A 20436-nucleotide genomic window follows, 5' to 3' on the forward strand; every position below is an offset into this window, starting at 1 on the left:
CAGGCTTTTCGAGCAGGCGCACATGGCGACGGCGGGTTCTTGCTGCCGCGCTCCGGCGACCGGGCATAAAAAAGCCCCGCGGAGCAGGGGGGGCTCGGCGGGGCCAGGGTACGGGAGCCTGGGGAGGGGCTCTTCGTACCAGAGATCGGCCCCAGGGGATGGGGGGCGATCCGCGACAGACCTTGCATCTGTCGAGGGCTATGAAAGCACTCCCAACATGGATAGATCGTGAAGGATCCAGTTAAAAACCCGTTGAATTTAGGGGATATTCAGATCATAAACTGGTCAGTTCTGAAATTAATTTCTCGTTATCTCGAAAATCACGATGTAACTGGCTGTTTCGCCAGCATTGCGTAGGCCGCAACGCCGTGCTGGCGGCCTGGATTGAGGGTTTTATCGCGCCGCCTGACACAAAGGCGCTATACGCGCCAACGTCCACTTCGGAACGCACCCGCACAGCCAATCAGTGCGCCTCGTCCCAGTTGTCGCCGACGCCACAATCGACTTCCAGCGGCACGGCCAAGCTCGCCGCGCCCGCCATCAGGCTGCGCGCCTGCGCGGCGAGGGTCTCGACGAAGTCGGCCTCGACCTCGAACACCAGCTCGTCGTGCACCTGCAGGATCATCATGGCGCGCTTCGCGATGGTCGGCGAGCCACGCGTCCACCCTGACCATCGCGCGCTTGATGATGTCCGCCGCGGTGCCCTGCATCGGCGCGTTGATCGCCGCGCGCTCGGCGCCGGCGCGCTGGCCCTGGCTGCCGGCGTTGATGTAGTCCAGATACAGGCGGCGGCCGAACACGGTCTCGACATAGCCCTGCTCGCGCGCCTGCTGGCGGGTGGCCTCCATGTAGTCGCGCACGCCCGGATAGCGGCTGAAGTACAGGGCGATGTAGTCCTGCGCCTCGCCGCGGCCGATGCCCAGCTGGCGCGCCAGGCCGAAGGCGCTCATGCCGTACATCAGGCCGAAGTTGATCGCCTTGGCGGCGCGGCGCTCGTTGGACGTGACCTGGTCGATGCTGCGGCCGAAGACCTCGGCCGCGGTGGCGCGGTGCACGTCGGCGCCGGATTCGAACGCGCCGACCAGGCCGGGATCGCCGGACAGGTGGGCCATGATCCGCAGCTCGATCTGCGAGTAGTCGCAGGCCACCAGCTTGCGCCCGGGCGGGGCGACGAAGGCGCGGCGGATGCGGCGGCCGTCCTCGGTGCGGATCGGGATGTTCTGCAGGTTCGGGTCGGACGAGGACAGGCGCCCGGTCGCCGCGCCGGCCTGGTGGTAGCTGGTGTGCACGCGGCCGGTCTGCGGATGGATCATCTCCGGCAGCTTGTCGGTATAGGTGCTGCGCAGCTTGGCCAGGCCGCGGTATTCCAGGATCACACGCGGCAGCTCGTGCGCCTCGGCGATGGCCTCCAGCGCCTCCTCGTTGGTCGAGGGCTGGCCCTTGGGCGTCTTGACCACCGCCGGCAGGCCAAGCTCGTCGAACAGCAACGCCTGCAGCTGCTTGGGCGAATCCAGGTTGAAGCTGCGCCCGGCCAGTTCGGTCGCCTTCTGCTGGGCGGCGAGCATGCGCTTGGACAGGTCGGCGCTCTGGCGGCGCAGCTCGTCGGCATCCACGCGCACGCCGTTGGCCTCGATCCGCGCCAGCACCGGCACCAGCGGGATCTCGATGTGGCGATAGACCGAATCCAGCGCCGGCTCGGCGGCCAGTTTCGGCGACAGCACCTGGTGCAGGCGCAGGGTGATGTCGGCGTCCTCGGCCGCGTAGCGGGTCGCGTCCTCCAGGGACACCTGAGAGAACGGGATCTGCTTGGCGCCCTTGCCGCACACGTCCTCGTACTTGACCGTGTCGTAGCCCAGGTAGCGCTTGGCCAGGCTGTCCATGTCGTGGCGGGCGCTGCCGGAGTTGAGCACGAAGCTCTCCAGCAGGGTGTCCTGGGTGTAGCCGGCCACTTCCACGCCGTGGCGGCGCATGACATGCAGATCATACTTGCCGTGCTGGCCGATCTTCTCCACGTCCGCATCGGTCAGCAGCGGACGCAGCGCCTCCAGCGCATCCTGGCGCGGCAGCTGCACCGGCGCACCCGGATAGTCGTGGCCCAGCGGCAGGTAGGCGGCCTTGCCCACTTCGGCCGCGAAGCTCAGACCGATCAGGTTGGCCTGCATCGGGTCCAGGCTGTCGGTCTCGGTGTCGAAGGCGAAGCGGCCGGCGGCCCTGAGGGTGTCGATCCAGGCATCGAGCTGCTCGGAGGTCAGCAGCGTCTCGTACTCGCCCGCGGCCGAGAGCGCCGGATCGAGATCGGGCGCGGCAGCCGGCGCAGGCGCGGCGCTGAAGCCGGTGCCGCGCGCCTTCCCAGGTTCTTTTTCCGCGATCGGCACCGACACGCTGCCGCCGTCCAGATCCTTCAGCGCCTGGTTGAAGCCATAGCGCGCGTAGAGCTCGCGCAGTTCGTCCACGTGCTGCTCGCGCAGGACCAGGTCCTGGGCGGCCACTTCCAGCGGCACGTCGGTGCGGATGGTCACCAGCGCGCGGTTGAGCGGCAGGCGCTCGAGCGCCGCGCGCAGGTTGTCGCCGATCTTGCCCTTGATGCTGCCGGCGTTGGCGATGACGTTGTCCAGGGTGCCGTACTCGGCCAGCCACTTGGCCGCGGTCTTGGGGCCGCACTTCTCCACGCCGGGCACGTTGTCCACCGTGTCGCCCATCAGCGAGAGCAGGTCGACGATCTGGTCGGCGCGCACGCCGAACTTGTCCATCACCGCCGCGTCCGAATCCATCCGGCTGCCGCTCATGGTGTTGACCAGCTCCACGCCCGGGCGCACCAGCTGGGCGAAGTCCTTGTCGCCGGTGGAGATGGTCACCTGCAGCCCGTCGCGGCAGCCCTGCACGGCCAGGGTGCCGATCACGTCGTCGGCCTCCACCCCTTCCACGCGCAGGATGTCGATGCCCAGCGCGTGGACGATCTTCATCATCGGCTCGACCTGCGCCCGCAGGTCGTCGGGCATCGCCGCGCGGTTGGCCTTGTACTCGGGATACAGGTCGTCGCGGAAGGTCTTGCCGGGCGCATCGACCACGAAGGCGACGTACTCGGGCCGCTCCTTCAGCGTGGCGCGCAGCATGTTGACCACGCCGAACAGCGCGCCGGTCGGTTCGCCGGCCGCGTTGCTCAGCGGCGGCAGCGCGTGGAAGGCGCGGTAGAGGTAGCTGGAGCCGTCGATCAGTACGAGTCTTGTCATGCGCAGATTCTACGCCGCGCCTCCGCGTCACCGGCCGTCACCCGGCAGCACGCGCGCAGGCGGATAATCGGCGCGGTTCCCACCTGCGAGATGCCGCCATGAAGCGCCTGATGCCCGTCCTGACCTGCCTGCTGCTGAGCGGCGGGATCCTGCTCACCGGCTGCGCCAGCGGCGGCGGCGAGCGCCACGGCGGCCGGGACCTGACCGAGATGGACCTGCCCGACGCCGACGTGGCCGTGCGCACCGAGGACAACGGCGATGTCATCCAGGAGTACCGCGTGGCCGGCGCCCTGCGCATGGTCAAGATCACCCCGAGCCGCGGCCCGGCCTACTACCTCTACGACGACAACGGCGACGGCAGACTGGACCGCTCCAGCGATCCAAACCGCGGCGACATCTCGCCGGTGTACTGGAAGCTCTACGGCTGGTGAGGTGGCGGCGTGGCGCCGCCGGGTGCGGCTGGCACCGAGCACCCTCTCCCACATCGTCGTTCCCGCGAAAGCGGGAACCCATGGACGTTCGGCTTCTCGTTTGAAAGGCACGGGGTTCCCGCATGCGCGGGAACGACGGGCAGTCGGCCGTCCTAGCGCGTCTCCGCAGCCTCCTCGACCGAGGCCGCCTTGCGCCTGGCACCACGCTCCATCCACGCCCTGCGCAACCCGCGCGTGATCGGACGTTCCAGCCAGCGATAGCTGGCCAACCCGACCAGCGCGCTCACCCCCAGCGCGGTGAGCAGATAGCCCGCCAGCTGCAGCGGCCCATGCAGCGGAATGCGCGCCCACAGCGCCTGCACCAGCAGCAGCGCCACCACGGTATGGGTGAGGTAGATCGAGTAGCTGGCATCGCCCAGCCGCTCCAGCAGCGGGTGGCGCGGCGCGCGCGTGCCCAGCCCGATCGCACCGGCCACGACCGCCACGCCGCACACGATCCGGCCCGCCAGTGCGAGCCCCTCCTCCGACAGCGCCGGCAACAGCAGCAGCCCCGCCAGCCCGGCCGGCAGCAGCCAGCCCGGCAGACGATCGGCATGGCCGCGGCGGTAGAGCACGCCCAGCCAGAGTCCGCACAGGAATTCGAGTAGCAGCGGACTGGTGTAGGTGCGTGCCAGCGGACCTTGGGGCTCGCCCAGCGCGCCCGCCGCGACCAACGCCAGGATCAACACGGTCGGCACCGCCACCACACGCCTGAGCACGATGCCGACGCAGAACAGCGCGTAGAAGAACATCTCGTAGTTCAGCGTCCAGCCCACGGCCAGCAGCGGATACAGCTCACCGTGCTTGTCCGGGCTCGGGTGCGGAATGAACAGCAGCGACTGCAGCAGGTGCTGCAGTTCGGTGGCGTCCAGGCGTGCCTGGTGGCGCAGCAGCTCGATCGCCAGCAGCGCCAGGGTCGCGATCCAGTACAGGGGCACCACCCGGATCACCCGCTTGCCGATGAACTCGCGCCAGCGTTCGTCGCGTGCGGCCACGTACATGATCAGGCCGCTGATCACGAAGAAGATGTCCACGCCGGAGGCGAACGCCTCGTAGTGCGCCAGCGGATTCCACAGCCAGGGAATCGGGTTGCGCGCGTGGTGCAGGACGACCATCAGCGCGGCCACGGCCCGCAGCGACTGGATGGCGGCCAGGCGGTCCTTTTCCGATCCCATGCGGCTTCATTCGGGCGGCGCCCGCGTGGGGCAGGAGCACCGGATCCTGACACGATGGTCATGAAGCAAGGCCGTGTGCGATCGCGGATCGTGACAGGGGCCGCAGTTGAGCTGGCTCAGGTTGATCCGGGAATTGGCCATTTGGCGAGGGGCGATGCAAAAGCAAAAGCGACCCCACCCAAACCCTCCCCTTCGCCTTCGGCGAAAGGGAGGGAGCAGATCTTGAAGGCTCATGCGCTCGGCGTGATCGCGGTTTGGCTTGAGGCGACGCGCCCCATGCCGCTAGCTGGATGCCGCCGGAGCGCCCCTCCCCTTTGCGCGCAGCGCAAGGGGGAGGTTGGGAGGGGGTTGGCTTTTGCTTTTGCACCTGCTCGCCGCTGGCTAGGGGCGAAAGCAACAGCAACAGCCAACCCCACCCCCTCAGTCGCTAGCTCGCGACTTCGAACTCCCCTTTGCCTTCGGCGAAAGGGAGGGGGCTAAGACCGTGGCCAGCTGACTGTCCTGTCAGGCGCCTCGCCCGCGTTGTCTGGGGGGAAGGACGCCTCCGGCGCCCGGATTCGACCGTCTGATCGACAGGATGTGCGTTCATGTTCGTTGATGCCAAGGCGCTGCCCCGCGGCGCAACCGTTCGCTCCCACGTCTGCATCGTCGGTGCCGGCCCCGCCGGCATCGCCGTGGCCACCGCCCTGCGCCACTGCGGCCTCAAGGTCACCCTGCTGGAAAGCGGCGGCCTGGACGAAGACCACGCCGCCCGCGGCCAGCCGGCCAGCACCTCGGTGTTCGACGGCCATCAGGGCATCTGGACCACGCGCCGGTTCGGCGGCAACGCCAACCGCTGGCTGGTCGACGCGGGCACCGGCGCCAACCACCTGCGTCTGACCACGCTCAGCGCGGTCGATTTCGAGGCGCGGCCATGGCTGCCCGACAGCGCCTGGCCGCTGTCCATCGCCGAGCTGGCGCCGTTCTATGCGCGCGCCCAGCAATGGTTCGAGCTGCCGCCCTGGCACTACGGCCCGGGCTACTGGGAGGGCGCCGATGCGCCGCGGCTGCCGCTGCAGGGCAGTGGCCTGCGCACCAGCATGTTCCACTTCGCCGACAAGGAGGTGGTGCTGAGCGGCCAGCGCGAGCTGATCGGCGCCTCGCGCGACATCACCTGCTACTACAACGCGACCGCCGCGCGCCTGCAGCTAGACGCGTCGACCGGGCGCGTGCGCGCGGTGCACGCCCTGGCGCAGCCCGGTCATGCGCTGGTGTTCGAGGCCGACACCATCGTGCTGGCGCAGGGCGGCCTGGCCACGCCGCAGCTGCTGCTGGCCTCCGACGATGTGCTCGCCGACGGCATCGGCAACCAGCACGGGCTGGTCGGGCGTTACTTCATGGACCATCCGCTGGTCTTCGGCGGCACCTTCACCCCGAGCTCGCGCAAGCTGATCGACCGCATGGCGCTATACGACCTGCGCCGCGTCGATGGCACCTCGGCCATGGGCCATCTGCAGCTGACCGATGCCACCCTGCGCGGCGAGCCCAGCGTCAACCTCAGCACGATCCTGTTCCCCCGGCGCAGCATGTCGCGCCGGCGCGAGATCGGCTTCCGCGCCTCGCAGCGCGTGCGCGAGGCGCTGCGCCGCAAGCAGCTGCCGCGCAAGCGCGACCTGGTGGCCGCGGCGCTCGGCGTCGACGGCGTGCTGCAGCAATACAACGACCGCCTGCGCCGCCCGATCTCGCACCTGGGTGTGGGCGGCTGGTCGCGCCAAGGCGAGCCCAGCCACCGCCTGGACCACTTCGAGGTGCTGCACCAGGTCGAGCAGCCGCCGCGCTACGACAACCGCGTGCGCCTGGGCCAGGAGCGCGACGATCTGGGCAACCGGCTGATCGAGATCCAGTGGCGCTGGCACGATCAGGACATCGCCCTGGTCCACCGCAGCCAGGACATCGTGGCACGCGAGTTGGCGCGCAGCGGCCTGGGCACCTTTCACATCCGCCGGCCGATGGAGATCAAGACCACCTCCACCACGCACTTCCTGGGCACCACGCGCATGCACGACGACCCGCGCAGCGGCGTGGTCGATCGCGAGGGCCGCGTGCACGGCGTGGAGAATCTGTACGTCACCGGTTCGTCGGTGTTCCCCAGCGGCGGCTACGCCAACCCGACCCTGACCATCGTCGCGCTGTCGCTGCGCCTGGCCGAACGGATCCGCAACGAGGCCGGCGTTGCCGCGCCGCTGGTCGATCTTCCCAGCGGGACGCGGCGCGCGCCGATCGGCTAGCGTGCATGGCGGGCTCTGGGCTGCGTGCAGGCCCGCCATGAAACGGTCGATCCCGCGTTGCGCGTCTCGCCGACGCGGCATTGGCGCTTGGGGCTCATCGCGTCTGATCGTCGTTCCCGCGAACGCGGGAACCCAGCGCCTTTCGCACGATCCTGAAGGTGTCAACGACACCGCGCTCCCACTTCTGCGGGAACAACAGGTTCCGATCACCACCCTTACCTCACCCCGCGACACGCTCTAAAGTCCGTGGCTTTCCCATGAACCAAGGAGGCCGCGATGCGTATCGCGGTGATGGGGGCCGGCGCAGTCGGCTGCTACTACGGCGCCATGCTGGCGCGCGCCGGCCACGCGGTGACCCTGATCGGCCGGGCGCCGCTGGTCGAAGCGGTGCAGGCCCATGGCCTGCGGCTGGAGTCGGCCGCGTTCGATGGCGTGGTCGCGCTGCAGGCCAGCACCGACGCCGCCGCGGCGGCCGAGGCCGAGCTGGTGCTGTGCTGCGTGAAGTCCGGCGACACCGAGACGGCCGGGGCCGCGCTCGCGCCCTGGCTCGCGCCGCAGGCGCAGGTGCTCAGCCTGCAGAACGGCGTGGACAATGCCGCACGCCTGGCGCAGGCGCTGCAGCATCCCGTCATCCCCACCGTGGTCTACGTCGGCACCGAGATGGCCGGCCCGGCGCATGTGCGCCACCACGGCCGCGGCGAACTGGTGATCGGCGCAGGGGGGACCAGCGCCGCGCTGGCCGCGATGCTGACTGAGGCCGGCATCCCGAGCGAGGTCTCGGACCGCGTGGCCGAGGCGCTCTGGGCCAAGCTGGTGATCAACTGCTGCTACAACGCGCTGTCGGCCATCTCCCAGCAGCCCTACGGCCTGCTGGTGCAGGCGCCGGGGATCAAGGACACCATGCGCGCGGTCTTCGACGAATGCACGGCGGTGGCCGCGGCCGCGTCCATCACGCTGCCCGACGACCTGTGGGACGCCACGTACGGCCTGGCGCGCAACATGGCCGGCCAGCGCTCCTCCACCGCGCAGGACCTGGCGCGCGGCCGGCCCAGCGAGATCGACCATCTCAACGGCGCCGTCGTGCGGCTGGGCCGGGAACATGGCATCGCCACGCCGGTCAACCACACGCTGTGGAGCCTGGTGAAGCTGCTCGAGGCCGCGCCGCGCTAGCGGCGTCGGTCAGGGTGCGCGGCGATACACCGCCGCGTTGATGCACGAGAGCACGCTGATGATGAACCAGCCGAAGGGCAGCAGCGACAGCGTGATCAGCCAGGTGATGACGAAGGCCACGCAGCCGGTCAGGAACCACAGCACCGCCGAGATCAGCCGACCCTGGAACAGCTGGCCCAGTCCCGGGATGAAGAAACTGCAGATGGCGGCGATGACGTTGCCTGCCGAACCCTGTCCTGCGCTCATGGGGATGTCCTGGAGTCCGATGCGGATCGATCGACCGCGATGCTCACCGCGCACGGCCGCCGCGCCCAGTGACGAAGGTCATGCGCTTGGCGTCCGGGATCGGGTGGCCCAGGGAGCCCGTCGTTCCCGCGAACGCGGCAACCCAGCGCCTTCGATTTCCGCACGAATCCGCGCAGCGCGTCGCTTCTGCGAGCCCGCGAACGGCGCCTAGTCCGCCACCGCGATCCGCATCCCATGCGGCGCCAGCATCGCATTCAAGCGCGCGGTCAGGTCCAGCTCCGGCGGCGCGCATGCCTCGATCTCGTCCAGCCGGAGCATGAACGCATTCCAGAAATCGCCCGGCGCCGGATGCGCGGCCACCAGCGCAGGCAGGGCCTGTTCCAGCGCCTGGAGCATGGCTTCGAGCTGCGGCGACGTGTCGGGCGGAAGCGCGGTCATGGCGAGCTTGCGCAGGCGCGTGGTGCGACTGCGCGGCGATGGCGAAGGGGTCCGACGCATCTTAAGGCGCTCGTTGACGCGGCCACCCTCAGCAAACGCCAGCCTGTCCGCTTTCGCTGACCGATGCGCGCCCGGCGCTCAGCGGCGCATGCACCGCTGCCAGCGCGCGTTGACCCGGTCGGCGAACCAGGCGGTGGTCAGCTGGCGGGTGATCTTGGGGCTCTCCAGCCGGATGCCGGGCAACACCGCACGCGGCAGCGGCCGACCAGCCGCCGCATCGCCGAGGGCGAACACGCGTGCATACAGCGCGCTGTCCTCGAACGCCAGCGTGTCACCCTGCTGCAGCGCGCGGCGGATCTGGCCCTCGTCCATGTCCAGGCGTGCGCCCAGGGCGCGCACCGCGCGCTCGGTGGCGCCGGGATCGTCCATGCCCGCGCCGGGCCGCAGCAGGTCGCCGTCCAGGGCCAGCTTGATGCCCGAGGCGCGACTGACCGCGGCCTGGAAGGCGGCGTTGCGGCTGGCGTACCAGCCGGCGTTGAAATCGGCGAAGCGGTACAGCAGCGCGTCGTAATGCGCCGGATAGCCCAGCAGATGGGCGGTGCCGAAATACAGCCCACCGCGCCGGGTGAACACCTCGTGGCGCACGCCGGCCTGCAGCGGATACGGATAGCCGCGCGTGCGCGTCTGGGCGAAGGCGATGCTCACCTGCATCGGCCCGCCGGTGCGGACCGGGTTGAGCCCGCCGAACAGCTTGCCGCCCAGCGGCACCATGCCGACGAAGTCCTCGTAGAGCTCGCTGAGCTGGCGCTCGGTGCGCACCGCGGCCAGGCGCTGGGCGTAGCTGCGCCCATCGGGCGAGGTGATGCGCAGCGCCGCATCGACCAACAGGCCCGGCACATGCAGCGCCGCCGCGCGGCGGTCGATCTCGCCGCGCGCGATCGCCGGCAGGCCGGGCACCGGCGGGTCGGCCTGGTAAGTGGACTCCTGCTCGGTCACCGCCAGCACCGCGCAGACGTGTTCGGGGCTGGGGTCGATGCCCTGCGCGGTCAGCGCCACGTAGACGTCGTCGGCCCAGCCTTGCGCATCGGGCAGCGTGGCCGGCAGCTTGCGCACGATCTCGGCGCGCACCGCATCGGGGTTGCGCTGCGGCGCCTTGGGCTGGGTGGCGCAGCCGGCCAGCAGCAGGCAGAGCAGGCCTGAGGCGGTGCGGAGCGTGTCGAAGCGGCGCGGCGGCATGGCGCGCATGCTGCCATGCGCGTGCCCAAGCGCGCGTCACGGGCATCGAAAGGATGGCGAAGCCGCATGCAGGGCGTGCATGCGCAGCGTCGCTCCCGCGCGCGCACCTTGCACCCGGCGGCTCCGCACCTCGAAAAAATCGCTCACCCACTACCGTCGTTCCCGCGAAGGCAGGAACCCAGCGACTTTCGCACACCGCCTCGATGCCATCGGGTTCCCGACCTGGACGCACGTCGCCCGCTCCAGCATCGAAGCCCCCGACAGCCCCTACCCCCGGATCCGCCAGGCGATATGTGACAGCACGCGCTCGGCCGGCACGTTGGGCACCAGCCACACCGCGAAACCGGCGACCATCGCCGTGCCCACGACCCACGGTGCCGCATGCGGTGGCAAGGCCAACTGGGCGCGCCAGCGCCCCAGCATCCAGCCCGAGGCGGCCAGGCCCAGCCCCAGGCCGACCACGATCTCCGCCGGCGTGTGGCGGAAGCTGAGCACCCGCGCCACCGCCACGGCCACCGCCAGCGCCACGCCGATCAGGGTGGACAGCAGGCGCGTCGTCGGCGCGGCATGCGCGGCCAGCAGATAGCCCAGCACCGGATACAGCATCGCCGCCAGCGCGCTGTGGCCACTGATGGTGAAGAAACCGACGCTGCGCCAGTCCACGCCGAAGGCCTTGTAGGCCAGCTTGGACACCACGATCGCGCCGCCCAGCGCCACCAGCCTGGCGGCCCATGCCACGGCCAGGCGCGGATTGCGCCCCCACCACAGCCCGACCAGGACCAGCATGACCGGGACCAGCAACCGGCTGTCGCCCATCCAGTTCAAGGCAGTGCTGAGCGGCGATGGCGTCATGCGAAAAGTCCGGCGGAGAGGCGACACCCCACACTACGGCAACCGCACCGAACCCAGGCCGCGTCCCGAGCTGGCCGTAATTGCCGTGTGGTGGGAGGTGCACGCCCTGCGCGCACGGCATCGAATCAATCTGGAGTGGCGGTATGGAACGCGTGGACAGCGTGGTGATCGGCGCCGGCGTGGTCGGCCTGGCGGTGGCGCGGGCGCTGGCGCTGGCCGGGCGCGAGGTGCTGGTGCTGGAGGCCGAGTCGGCGATCGGCACGGGCGCCAGCGCGCGCAACAGCGAGGTCATCCATGCCGGCCTGTACTACCCGCACGGTTCGCTCAAGGCGCGGCTGTGCGTGCAGGGCCGCCAGCAGCTGTACGCCTTCTGCCAGCGCACCGGCGTGGCGCATCGCCGCTGCGGCAAGCTGATCGTCGCGGTGGACGACGCCCAGCGCGAAGGGCTGGCGCAGATCCGCCAGCATGCCCTGGCCAATGGCGTGAGCGACCTGCGCGAGCTCGAGGCGGACCAGGTGCACGCGCTGGAGCCCGACCTGCACACTGTGGCCGCGCTGCTCTCGCCCAGCACCGGCATCATCGACAGCCACGGCCTGATGCTCGCCCTGCAGGGCGAGGCCGAGGCGCAGGGCGCGCTGCTGGCCCTGCGCGCGCCGGTGAGCGCCATCGCCTGCGACGATCAGGGCTTTGCGATCGAGGTCGGCGGCGACAGCCCGATGCGGCTGCACGCCGACCTGCTGGTGAACAGCGCCGGCCACGGTGCGCCGGTGCTGGCCGCCGCCATGCGCGGGCTGGCCCCGGCGCATGTGCCGCAGGCGTGGTTCGCCAAGGGCAGTTACTTCAGCCTGGCCGGGCGCACGCCGTTTACGCACCTGGTCTATCCATTGCCCGAACCCGGCGGCCTGGGCACGCACCTGACCCTGGACCTGGCCGGCCGCGCGCGCTTCGGCCCGGACGTGGAGTGGGTGGATACGCTCGACTACACGCTGGACCCGCGCCGCGGCGAGCGCTTCTACGCCGCGATCCGCCGCTACTGGCCCGGCCTGGCCGACGGCGCGCTGCAGCCGGCCTATACCGGCATCCGGCCCAAGATCAGCGGCCCGGGCCAGCCCAATGCGGACTTCCGCATCGACGGGCCCGCGCACCACGGCATCGCCGGGCTGGTGAACCTGTTCGGCATCGAATCGCCGGGCCTGACCTCCGCGCTGGCCATCGCCGACCACGTCTGTGCGCTGCTGGAACTGACCGAGCCGGTCGCCGCCTGAGCGCCCGGCCCCTTCACGCGCCGATGCGGGACACTGCGCTCCCTCCCCGAGCAAGCCGAGCCACCCCATGCCGATCGAACTGAAGCTGCTGGCCTGGTCCATCCTGCTGGGCCTGGCCTATGTGCTGCTGGCCGCCGCCCTGGTCACCGCCAAGCGCGGCGTGGCCTGGAACGCCGGCAACCGCGATGCCCCGGTCGAACCGCTGCGCGGCCCGCCCGCGCGGGCGCAGCGGGCCAGCGCCAACTTCCTGGAGACCTTCCCGTTCTTCGCCGCCGGTGTGCTCGCCGTGGTCGCACTGGGCCGCACCAGCCCGCACACGGCGCTGGCCGCGCAGCTGTACTTCTGGGCGCGGCTGGCCTATCTGCCGGTGTACGTGATCGGCATCCCCTACCTGCGCTCGATCATCTGGGTGGTGTCGCTGTGGGCGATCCTGCAGATGGTGTGGGCGCTGCTGTAGGCGCGCGCTTCAGGTGACGGGGAAGGCGCGCAGCACCGCGGCCACCTCGCCTGCGCCATCCAAGTCGTCGGCCAGCGCGCGGCAGTGCGCGGCCAGCGCGGTGTAGATCCCGGCCTCGGGCCGTTCCGGGCCGATGAAGGCGGCGATCTCCTCCATCTCCGGCGCCCAGCGCCGCGCCTTGGGCAGCAGGTCCGGCAGCGCATGGTCCAGCTGCGCCAGCAGCGCGGGATGGGTCTGCCCCAGCGCCGCGCGCAGGGCCTCGCCCGCATCGTGGCGCTGCGCCGCCAGGGCCATGGCGGCGCCCAGCAGCGCCACGCCCTTGTTGATGCCGGCGTAGGCCATCTTCAGCGCGCTGGCCGCGCCGACGCCACCGCGCAGCGTGCGTGCCTGCAGGCCATGGGCCTCCAGCAGGGTGGCCAGCTCGGCCGCGTCGTCGGACAGGTAAATCGTCGGGCCGGGCGCATCGCCCTTGGGCGGAAAGCCGAGGATGCAGCCGTCGACGAAGCGCGCACCCGCCGCCTCGATCACCGCCTGCATCTGCACCGCGGTGTCGGGGTTGATCGCGTTGAGGTCGACGAACACCGGCGGCCGCGCCACGCCCTGGCACCAGCCCGCGAACTCCCGCGCCAGGGGCATCGCCTGCGCCGGCGGCACCACCGACAGGAACCAGCGCGCCTGCATCAGCTCGCCGGTGGCCACCACGCGCAGGCCGGCGGCTTCGGCACGCGCCCGGCTGGACGCGCTGCGGCCCTCCAGCGCGGTGAGCACCGGCACGCCGTGTGCCACCAGGCGCGCGCCAAGCGCCGCACCCATGGCGCCGGGCGCCACCAAGGCCAGGGGATCGGTCATCGCACGCGCTCGCTCGCCGGAAGATGCCGCACATCCTGCGCCTGGCCGTCGGCCTCGCCCAGCGATGCCGCGCCGGAACGTCCCGCCAGGAGGAACGTCCGGCTGCCGCGATTCCGCTGCGAACCGTGAGCCCGTCTTGGCCGTCGGTTGGACACGCCGCAACGCGCCTCATCCGGACTCGCCATGGGGCGCCGCGTTCCCCAGCGCGGCTCCCCGTGGGGCCAGTGCTCGCGATGCCGCTAAGCCTGCAGCTGCAGCGCGTCGCTGGGGACGATGCGCGCCACGCGCGGCAGCACGTGTTCGAGCGTCATCCGGTGCAGCTCCTCCGAGACGCTGGCGCACAGATCCGGCGCGACGACCACGGCGAAGCCCAGCTCCCAGGCGTGGCGCGCGGTGGACTCGACACCGAAGTTGGTGGCGATGCCGCCCAGCACGATGGTGTCGATGCCGCGACGGCGCAGCTGCTGTTCCAGGCTGGTCCCGGTGAAGGCGCCCCACTGACGCTTGGTCACGCGCAGGTCGCCGGGCTGGACCAGGCCGTCGTGCAGCTGCGACCAGTCGGCCGGCAGCGGGCCGCTGCCGAGCGGCCGGTCGACCGGCTGGTGCGGCGCATCGACCATGTCCGCGCCGAAATCGACATTGAGCAGCACGACCTGCGCGCCGGCCTGGCGGAAGCGGGCCGCGGCGGCGCGGCCGCGGGCCGCGACTTCCTCACCACTGATGGGCTGCAGCGGCATGGCGGTGATGCCGTGCTGCAGATCGATCAACACAAGCGCCGTACGGCGCGGGGACAGCGTCAACATGGGGATCTCCAGGGGACAGGAAACACAACACGAAGTGGGTGGGCTAAAATGCGAGGATCGACTCGCATATGAGAATTGTGAGGATGCCCTCGCAAAAGTCAACCCAGGCCATCGCCCCCAAGCGCCAGCGCGGCCGCGATCGCGTCGCGGCGATCCTGGAAGCGGCCACCCAGCTGTTCATCGACCAGGGCGCGGCGGTCACCATGACCGAGATCGCGGCCCGCTCGGGCACGGCGATCGGCTCGCTGTACCGGTTCTTCCCCACCCGCGATGCGCTGGTGGCCACGCTGCTGGAGCGCTACACCGAGGACCTGCACCGGGCGCTGACCGAACTCGAGGCACGCGCCGCCACGCTGGCGCCCGACGCGCTGGCCGATGCGCTGCTCGGCCTGGCCCTGGACCGCAAGGCCGAACGCACGGCCGCGCTGGTCCTGGTGGAGATCACCGGCGACGAGGCCTTGCGCGCGCGGCTGCGCGAGGACATGCGCCAGGGCGTGGCCGACATCCTGCGCCAGGCCGGCACCGTGCCTGCGGCGCAGGCTTCGGCCGCGGCCGAAGCGGTCGTCCTGCTGATCAAGGCGGCCGGTAGCCTGGCCCTGCAGCCCGGCAGCCAGTCCGCGCTGGACGAACTGCGCCAGCTGTTGCGCCACTACCTGGAGCAGCGCAACCGGCCCCGCTGATCTGGTCGCCGCGTCGTGCCCGGTTTTGCCATCTACAGACAACCGGACAACAACTTTTTAATCCCGTTCCCGGTCATGATGCGCGCTTGCTCGCGGCATCGCGCCGTGGAGGGAAGTGATGAAGTTACGAGTCGCCGCGTCCGCCCTGGTGCTGCTGTGCGCCGCCTGCAAACCCGCTGCCACGCCTGAACCGACCGCACCGCCGCCGGTGTCCGAGCCGGCGCCCGCTGAGTGCAAGGCCAACGCCGATTGCGAGCAGGGCGAGATCTGCAGCAACGGCAACTGCACCGCCTCCAGTGCCGGCGCCAATCCGATCGCGCCGGGCGCGCCGGGCGCTTCGGCCCCGACCCTGCCGCCGCAGGACAACGTGCCCCAGCCCGTGCCCTCGCAGGCCGGGCCGCCGGCGATGGCCTCGGTTGGCGACCTGGTGCCGGGCGTGCCGACCTGCAAGGCCGGCGATGGCCGCACGCCGATCCCGGTGTGGAAGCCCTCGGTCACGCCGGACAACGTCGTCGGCAGCGCGCCACCACAGGAAGACCACCAGGTGGTCGTACTCGACCTGGAGTCGCTGCACGAGCCCAAGTGCAACGACAAGGACAGCAACCTGTTCACCGTCGCCTCGAGCGGCGCGCCGGAAGAGGCGCTGCGGATCGGCGTGCGCGGCAACACCCAGGAGATCGACGGCGTCTGCCACCTGACCGGCCTCTACCGCACCGAGCTGCTGCCGGCCAAGCAGGGCAAGCGCGGCAAGACCGAGCCGGCCAGAATCGAATTCACCGCCGAGGACGCCTCGGGCATCGCCTCGTCCAACCGGTATTGCGTGCAAGCGGCGCCTTGAGGGGTAGCGATGCCGGGCTTGGCGTTTGCTGAGGCATCGCCGGCTCGCGGGTTGCCCGTCATCAGGCGCGGCTTTCCGTTCGCACTCTCGCGGCCGATCAGCGCCGCGACAAACCCTCTACCGTCGTTCCCGCGAAGGCGGGAACCCATGGACGTTGCTCGACCTGCACGGAAGTCCATGGATCCCGGCGTTCGCGGGGATGACGGTAGTTGGCCTGTGATCTGTCACAGCGCGCGCTAGGCGCACAGTGAGGCTTTCGCGAAAGCGGCGCCGCGGCTCGGCACGCCCGCGATGCCGCACACAACCCAGCGCTACACTGCGCGCCCGACGTTCCCACGACACGCTCCACCCATGCGCAATCCCCTGCAGGAACAGCTGCTCAAGGCCGGCCTGGTCAAGAAGGGCAAGGCCGACCAGATCGCCCGCGACCAGGTCAAGGCGCGTCTGGCCAAGGGCCAGGCCAAGCCGCCTGCCGATGCGGACCGGGTCGATGCGACCCGGCTGCAGGCCGAACGCGCCGAGCGCGACCGCGCCCTGGCCGCCGAGCGCAATGCGCAGGCCAAGCGCCAGGAGCTGCAGGCGCAGATCCGCCAGATTGTGGACACGCACAAGGTCAAGCGCGGCGGCGAGGTCGAGTACCGCTTCAACGACGGCAAGGCGATCCGCACCGTGCTGGTCGACACCGCGCTGCGCGCCCAGCTGGCCAATGGCGCGCTGGTGATCGTGCGCCATGGCGAGGGCGTGGAACTGATCCCGCGCGCCGCCGCGCAGAAGGTGTGCGAACGCGATGCGTCGTTCGTGCTGCTCGACCATGGCCGCAAGGAGGGCGAGGCATCGGCTGCCGCGGCGGACAACGCCACGCCCGCCGGCGACGACTTCTACGACCAGGACCGCTTCAAGGTGCCGGACGACCTGATCTGGTGAGGCGCGCGGGTCACTGACCCGCCGGCGGCTCCCACAGCTCGACCTTGTTGCCTTCCGGGTCGATGACCCAGCCGAACTTGCCCTGCTCGGAAGACTGCGTTTCGTCGGACACGTGGCAGCCCTCGCCGCGCAGCACGACCAGCAGCGCGTCGAGATCGGCGACGCGGAAGTTGACCATGAAGGACGCGGTGCCAGGCGACATGTAGGTCGTGTCGGCGGCGAACGGGCTCCACAGCGTCATGCCCGGCGCGCTGCCCTCGCCGCCCCAGTTGAAGATGGCGCCGTTCCAGTCGGCCACCTCCAGACCGAGGTGATCGCGATACCAGGCGGCCAGCGCGGCCGGATCGCGTGCCTTGAAGAAGATGCCGCCGATGCCCGTGACTCGCTTCATGGCGCTGCCTGTGTGGGTGATGGCGGATTCTTGGGCACAGGCGTGAATGAAGCAAGCGCGCCTCAACGCACGCGCACGCCCTTGGCCGCATCCCAGTGCAACGGCTTGTCCGAGCGCGGCAGCGGCGCATCGCGGCGCGGATCGGCGGCCACGCCGTGCGGCCAGTCGGGTGGGCAGATCGCGGTGAAGCTGGCGTAGCCGCCGGTGCCGCCCTTGAACCTTGGGAAGCCGATCGCCACCAGCGCGCCGACTTCCGGCACCTGGTCCAGGTGCGCCACGCCTTCGGCCTGGGCGTAGCCGTGGTGCATCAGCCAGGCCTCGCCCTCCAGCTTGGGACTGTCGTCGGTGTCCAGCGGCTCGTGCCCGTGCAGCAGGATGTGGCGCTGCTCGTGCAGGAACTTCAGCGCCGGCAGCGACACGCCCGGGAAGCGCTCCAGTTTGGCCAGCGCCGGATCCGGCCAGCGCCTGGACCAGTCCGAGCGCACGAAGACCACTGCCCCTTCCGGGATGCGGCCATGGCGCCGCTCGAAGGCCTCGATGTCGGCCACGCTCAGCGCATAGCCGGGGTCGCGCTTGACCTGCTCGACGATGGAGATCACCACCAGCGGGCGCAGCGTGTAGCTGGCTGGCAGCTCGTCGATGGACGGATACTCCGGCGCCCAGTGCGCGGGCGGATCGAGCTGGGTGCCGAGCTGGTCGGTGGCCAGCGTGTAGCGCGTGGCCTCGAAACCATCCTTGGCATAGGTATAGGCGTGACCATCGGCCGGGTCGCGGGCCGGTTCGAACCTGGAGGGCCCGAAGCCGTGCCAGACCGGGATGTCCGGCGCGATCACATGTGAGAGCGACACGTACTTCACGCCCTTGAGCTGCTGGGCGTAGACGTCCCACAGGCGGGTGTCGTCGGCGCGCGCCGGCGGAGCGGCAGCGATCAGGCAGGCGATCAGCAGGCAGGGCAGGCGCGGCATGGGGGCTCCGTGGGCGTGGGCGTCGTGGACATCCTGCCCGCTCGGCGGCGCACATTCGAGCCACGCGCCGCGCGTACCATGCCGGGGCCATGAACCATGCCCTGCCCGCGCGACAGACCCTGCTGGCCGACCTCGCCACGCTGGCCGACTGCGCGCGGGCCGAAGGTTTCGCCTGCATCGCCGCGCGCCGCGAACATGGCGCCCAGTCGGTGGACATCCCCGGGCCGCAGGTGGCGATCCTGCTGCAGGGCCGCAAGCAGGTCAGCACCGCGACGCAGCTGCTCGCGTTCGAGCCGGGCGATCTGTTCCTGACCACCCGGGCCTGCCGCATCGATGTGATCAACACGCCCGATGCCGCCAGCGGCCTGTACCTGACCGCGGTGATTCCCCTGTGCGCCGAGGTGCTGGAGGCCGCACGTCTGCTCTGGGCCGAGCCCCTGCCCCAGCCCGGCCAGGCCCTGGCGCGATTGCCCATCGAGGACTTCGCCACGGCACTGCCGCAGTGGCGCCAAGCGCTGGCCGAAGGACGCTACGCCGAAGCCCGGCTGGTGCTGGCGGGCATGGTGGTGGCGCTGTGCCGGCGCGGACACGGCAGCCTGCTGCTGCCACCCGAGCCGACCCTAGCGGCGCAGGTGCAGGCGCTGGTGGCCGACCAACCGGAGCGCGACTGGCAGTCGCGCGATGTCGAGCAGGCGCTGTCGCTCAGCGGGGCCACCCTGCGCCGCCGCCTGGCCGCCGAACGCACCTCCTTGCGCCAACTCATCGTCGAGGCGCGCCTGGCGCGTGCGATGGAACTGCTCTACACCACGCGCTGGCCGTTGAAGACCGTCGCCGCCCGCGTGGGCTACCGTTCGGCACGCAGCTTCAGCCAGCGCTTCCAGCAGCGCTATGGGCTGGACCCGGCGCGCATCGGCAACCAGCTACCGGACTGAACGCCGCCACGGCATTCGCCTGCGTGCCTGTCCATGCGAGGGCTGCGTGAGCCGCCCGGCGCGCATGCGCTGGCCGCGATGCGCAAGGCAGCGCGTCCGCCGCGCGCACAGGCCATGCCGCTGCGCTCGCGATAGCGCGCGGAACACGTGATGAGCGTTGCGCGCAGCGGGTTGAGCGATTCGCGCGCGCCTCCTCTCCCAGCATGTATCCAGGGCGCCAGCCGGCCCGCATCCCTGGAGACTTCCGCATGACCCTGTTCTCGCCACGTCTGCTGCTCGCCGCGGCCCTGCTGAGCGCGGGCGGCGCCTGCGCCGGTGCCGCGCACGCCACCGCAAGCGATACGCCCACCACGCAGGTGCCCGGCTATTACCGCCAGCAGATCGGCAGGTTGCGGGTGACCGCGCTGTTCGACGGCACCGTGGCCTTGCCGCGCCAGCAGCTGCTCGGCATCGACGCCGGCAACATCACCCGCCTGCTGGACGGCCGCTACGTGCCCGAGGACGGCAAGGGCCTGCAGACCGCGGTCAACGCCTACCTGGTGCAGGACGGCACCCATCTGACCCTGGTGGACACCGGCACCGCCAACTGCTTCGGCCCCGGCCTGGGCCAGGTGCTGAGCAACCTGCGCGCGGCCGGCGTGGACCCGGCGCAGGTGGACGACGTCCTGCTCACCCACGCCCACCCGGACCATCTGTGCGGCGTACTCGATGCACAGGGCCAGATGGCCTATCCCAACGCCACGCTGTGGCTGACCCGTGCCGATGCGGCGTACTGGCTGGATCCCGCGTCCGAGGCCCAGGCGCCGCAGCCGCTGAAGTTTGCCTTCCCGCTGGCCCGCAAGGCCGTGGCGCCGTATCAGGCCCAGGGGCGCCTGCGCCTGTTCGCGCCGGGCGACGCGCTGCCGGGCCAGGTGCAGGCGTTGGATTCGCATGGCCATACGGTCGGCCATGTGTCCTATCTGTTCGACGGCGGCGCCGGGCAGCGGCTGCTGGTGTGGGGCGACATCGTGCATTACCACGCCGTGCAGTTCGCCCAGCCGCAGGCCTCGTTCGAAGCCGACAGCGATCGCGCCGCCGCCATCGCCGCACGCCGGCGCCTGATGCGCCAGGCCACCGACGCCGGCTGGTGGGTCGCCGGCGCCCACCTGCCCTTCCCCGGCCTGGGCCATATCCGCAGCGAAGGTCAGGCCTTCGCCTGGGTGCCGGCGGAGTTCAGCCCGCTGCCGCCGGCGACACCTTGAAGCAGCG

General features: G+C 70.7%; 19 protein-coding genes and 1 pseudogene. 10 read left to right on the forward strand and 10 right to left on the reverse strand.

The window, feature by feature from the left end; translation table 11 throughout:
- Positions 1 to 463 precede the first annotated feature (463 nt).
- Positions 464 to 3230, reverse strand: a pseudogene (gene polA / locus QE438_RS12955) (DNA polymerase I).
- Between the two features lie 110 nt (positions 3231 to 3340).
- Here polA and QE438_RS12960 point away from each other — a divergent pair.
- Complete coding sequence (locus QE438_RS12960) at positions 3341 to 3661, forward strand: DUF2782 domain-containing protein (protein ID WP_307184131.1); 321 nt, start codon at positions 3341 to 3343, stop codon at positions 3659 to 3661.
- 152 nt (positions 3662 to 3813) lie between these two features.
- Here QE438_RS12960 and QE438_RS12965 read toward each other — a convergent pair whose 3' ends face one another.
- Complete coding sequence (locus QE438_RS12965; RefSeq protein ID WP_306995109.1) at positions 3814 to 4875, reverse strand: acyltransferase; 1062 nt, start codon at positions 4873 to 4875, stop codon at positions 3814 to 3816.
- A gap of 587 nt (positions 4876 to 5462) precedes the next feature.
- Here QE438_RS12965 and QE438_RS12970 point away from each other — a divergent pair.
- Positions 5463 to 7142 (forward strand): GMC family oxidoreductase, encoded by a 1680-nt coding sequence (locus QE438_RS12970; protein ID WP_306995107.1) that lies wholly within the window; start codon positions 5463 to 5465, stop codon positions 7140 to 7142.
- Between the two features lie 276 nt (positions 7143 to 7418).
- Positions 7419 to 8312: a 2-dehydropantoate 2-reductase gene (locus QE438_RS12975; RefSeq protein WP_306995105.1), complete on the forward strand. Its 894-nt coding sequence runs from the start codon at positions 7419 to 7421 to the stop codon at positions 8310 to 8312.
- 9 nt (positions 8313 to 8321) lie between these two features.
- Here the strand turns inward: QE438_RS12975 and QE438_RS12980 are convergent, their stop codons facing one another.
- The 4 genes from QE438_RS12980 to QE438_RS12995 form a co-directional block, all read right to left on the reverse strand.
- Positions 8322 to 8558, reverse strand: coding sequence for a hypothetical protein (locus tag QE438_RS12980; RefSeq protein WP_130521653.1), 237 nt, complete (start codon positions 8556 to 8558; stop codon positions 8322 to 8324).
- A 207-nt stretch (positions 8559 to 8765) separates the two neighbouring features.
- Positions 8766 to 8996 carry a hypothetical protein gene (locus QE438_RS12985; protein WP_306995102.1) on the reverse strand — a complete coding sequence of 77 codons (231 nt, stop codon included), beginning with the start codon at positions 8994 to 8996 and terminating at the stop codon, positions 8766 to 8768.
- A gap of 138 nt (positions 8997 to 9134) precedes the next feature.
- Positions 9135 to 10232: a DUF1615 domain-containing protein gene (locus QE438_RS12990; protein ID WP_306995100.1), complete on the reverse strand. Its 1098-nt coding sequence runs from the start codon at positions 10230 to 10232 to the stop codon at positions 9135 to 9137.
- 267 nt (positions 10233 to 10499) lie between these two features.
- Positions 10500 to 11084 (reverse strand): phosphatase PAP2 family protein, encoded by a 585-nt coding sequence (locus QE438_RS12995; RefSeq protein WP_306995098.1) that lies wholly within the window; start codon positions 11082 to 11084, stop codon positions 10500 to 10502.
- A 143-nt stretch (positions 11085 to 11227) separates the two neighbouring features.
- Between QE438_RS12995 and QE438_RS13000 the strand changes: the two genes are divergently transcribed.
- Together QE438_RS13000 and QE438_RS13005 are read left to right on the forward strand one after the other, a co-directional pair.
- Positions 11228 to 12349 carry an NAD(P)/FAD-dependent oxidoreductase gene (locus QE438_RS13000; RefSeq protein ID WP_306995096.1) on the forward strand — a complete coding sequence of 374 codons (1122 nt, stop codon included), beginning with the start codon at positions 11228 to 11230 and terminating at the stop codon, positions 12347 to 12349.
- A 67-nt stretch (positions 12350 to 12416) separates the two neighbouring features.
- On the forward strand, positions 12417 to 12806 hold the full coding sequence (locus QE438_RS13005) for an MAPEG family protein (protein ID WP_130521649.1): 390 nt from the start codon (positions 12417 to 12419) through the stop codon (positions 12804 to 12806).
- A 9-nt stretch (positions 12807 to 12815) separates the two neighbouring features.
- Here the strand turns inward: QE438_RS13005 and QE438_RS13010 are convergent, their stop codons facing one another.
- Positions 12816 to 13655 (reverse strand): NAD(P)-dependent oxidoreductase, encoded by an 840-nt coding sequence (locus QE438_RS13010; RefSeq protein ID WP_306995093.1) that lies wholly within the window; start codon positions 13653 to 13655, stop codon positions 12816 to 12818.
- Between the two features lie 239 nt (positions 13656 to 13894).
- Positions 13895 to 14458: a hydrolase gene (locus QE438_RS13015; protein ID WP_307184130.1), complete on the reverse strand. Its 564-nt coding sequence runs from the start codon at positions 14456 to 14458 to the stop codon at positions 13895 to 13897.
- Between the two features lie 83 nt (positions 14459 to 14541).
- Between QE438_RS13015 and QE438_RS13020 the strand changes: the two genes are divergently transcribed.
- The 3 genes from QE438_RS13020 (at position 14542) to QE438_RS13030 (ending at position 16900) form a co-directional block, all read left to right on the forward strand.
- On the forward strand, positions 14542 to 15138 hold the full coding sequence (locus QE438_RS13020; RefSeq protein ID WP_165422015.1) for a TetR/AcrR family transcriptional regulator: 597 nt from the start codon (positions 14542 to 14544) through the stop codon (positions 15136 to 15138).
- A gap of 118 nt (positions 15139 to 15256) precedes the next feature.
- Complete coding sequence (locus tag QE438_RS13025; RefSeq protein ID WP_306995089.1) at positions 15257 to 15976, forward strand: hypothetical protein; 720 nt, start codon at positions 15257 to 15259, stop codon at positions 15974 to 15976.
- 351 nt (positions 15977 to 16327) lie between these two features.
- The gene (locus QE438_RS13030; RefSeq protein WP_306995087.1) at positions 16328 to 16900 is read left to right on the forward strand and encodes a DUF2058 domain-containing protein; all 573 of its coding nucleotides are present in this window, start codon (positions 16328 to 16330) and stop codon (positions 16898 to 16900) included.
- Between the two features lie 10 nt (positions 16901 to 16910).
- Here QE438_RS13030 and QE438_RS13035 read toward each other — a convergent pair whose 3' ends face one another.
- Positions 16911 to 17291: a VOC family protein gene (locus QE438_RS13035; protein ID WP_306995085.1), complete on the reverse strand. Its 381-nt coding sequence runs from the start codon at positions 17289 to 17291 to the stop codon at positions 16911 to 16913.
- A 62-nt stretch (positions 17292 to 17353) separates the two neighbouring features.
- Positions 17354 to 18256 carry a cyclase family protein gene (locus QE438_RS13040; protein WP_306995083.1) on the reverse strand — a complete coding sequence of 301 codons (903 nt, stop codon included), beginning with the start codon at positions 18254 to 18256 and terminating at the stop codon, positions 17354 to 17356.
- A gap of 89 nt (positions 18257 to 18345) precedes the next feature.
- Between QE438_RS13040 and QE438_RS13045 the strand changes: the two genes are divergently transcribed.
- Both QE438_RS13045 and QE438_RS13050 read left to right on the forward strand, forming a co-directional pair.
- Positions 18346 to 19188, forward strand: a complete 843-nt coding sequence (locus QE438_RS13045) for a helix-turn-helix transcriptional regulator (RefSeq protein ID WP_306995081.1) — start codon at positions 18346 to 18348, stop codon at positions 19186 to 19188.
- Positions 19189 to 19436: 248 nt separating this feature from the next.
- Positions 19437 to 20429 carry an MBL fold metallo-hydrolase gene (locus QE438_RS13050; protein WP_306995079.1) on the forward strand — a complete coding sequence of 331 codons (993 nt, stop codon included), beginning with the start codon at positions 19437 to 19439 and terminating at the stop codon, positions 20427 to 20429.
- Positions 20430 to 20436: the final 7 nt, after the last annotated feature.

Source organism: Pseudoxanthomonas sp. SORGH_AS_0997 (assembly GCF_031453535.1).
GTDB lineage: Bacteria > Pseudomonadota > Gammaproteobacteria > Xanthomonadales > Xanthomonadaceae > Pseudoxanthomonas_A > Pseudoxanthomonas_A winnipegensis.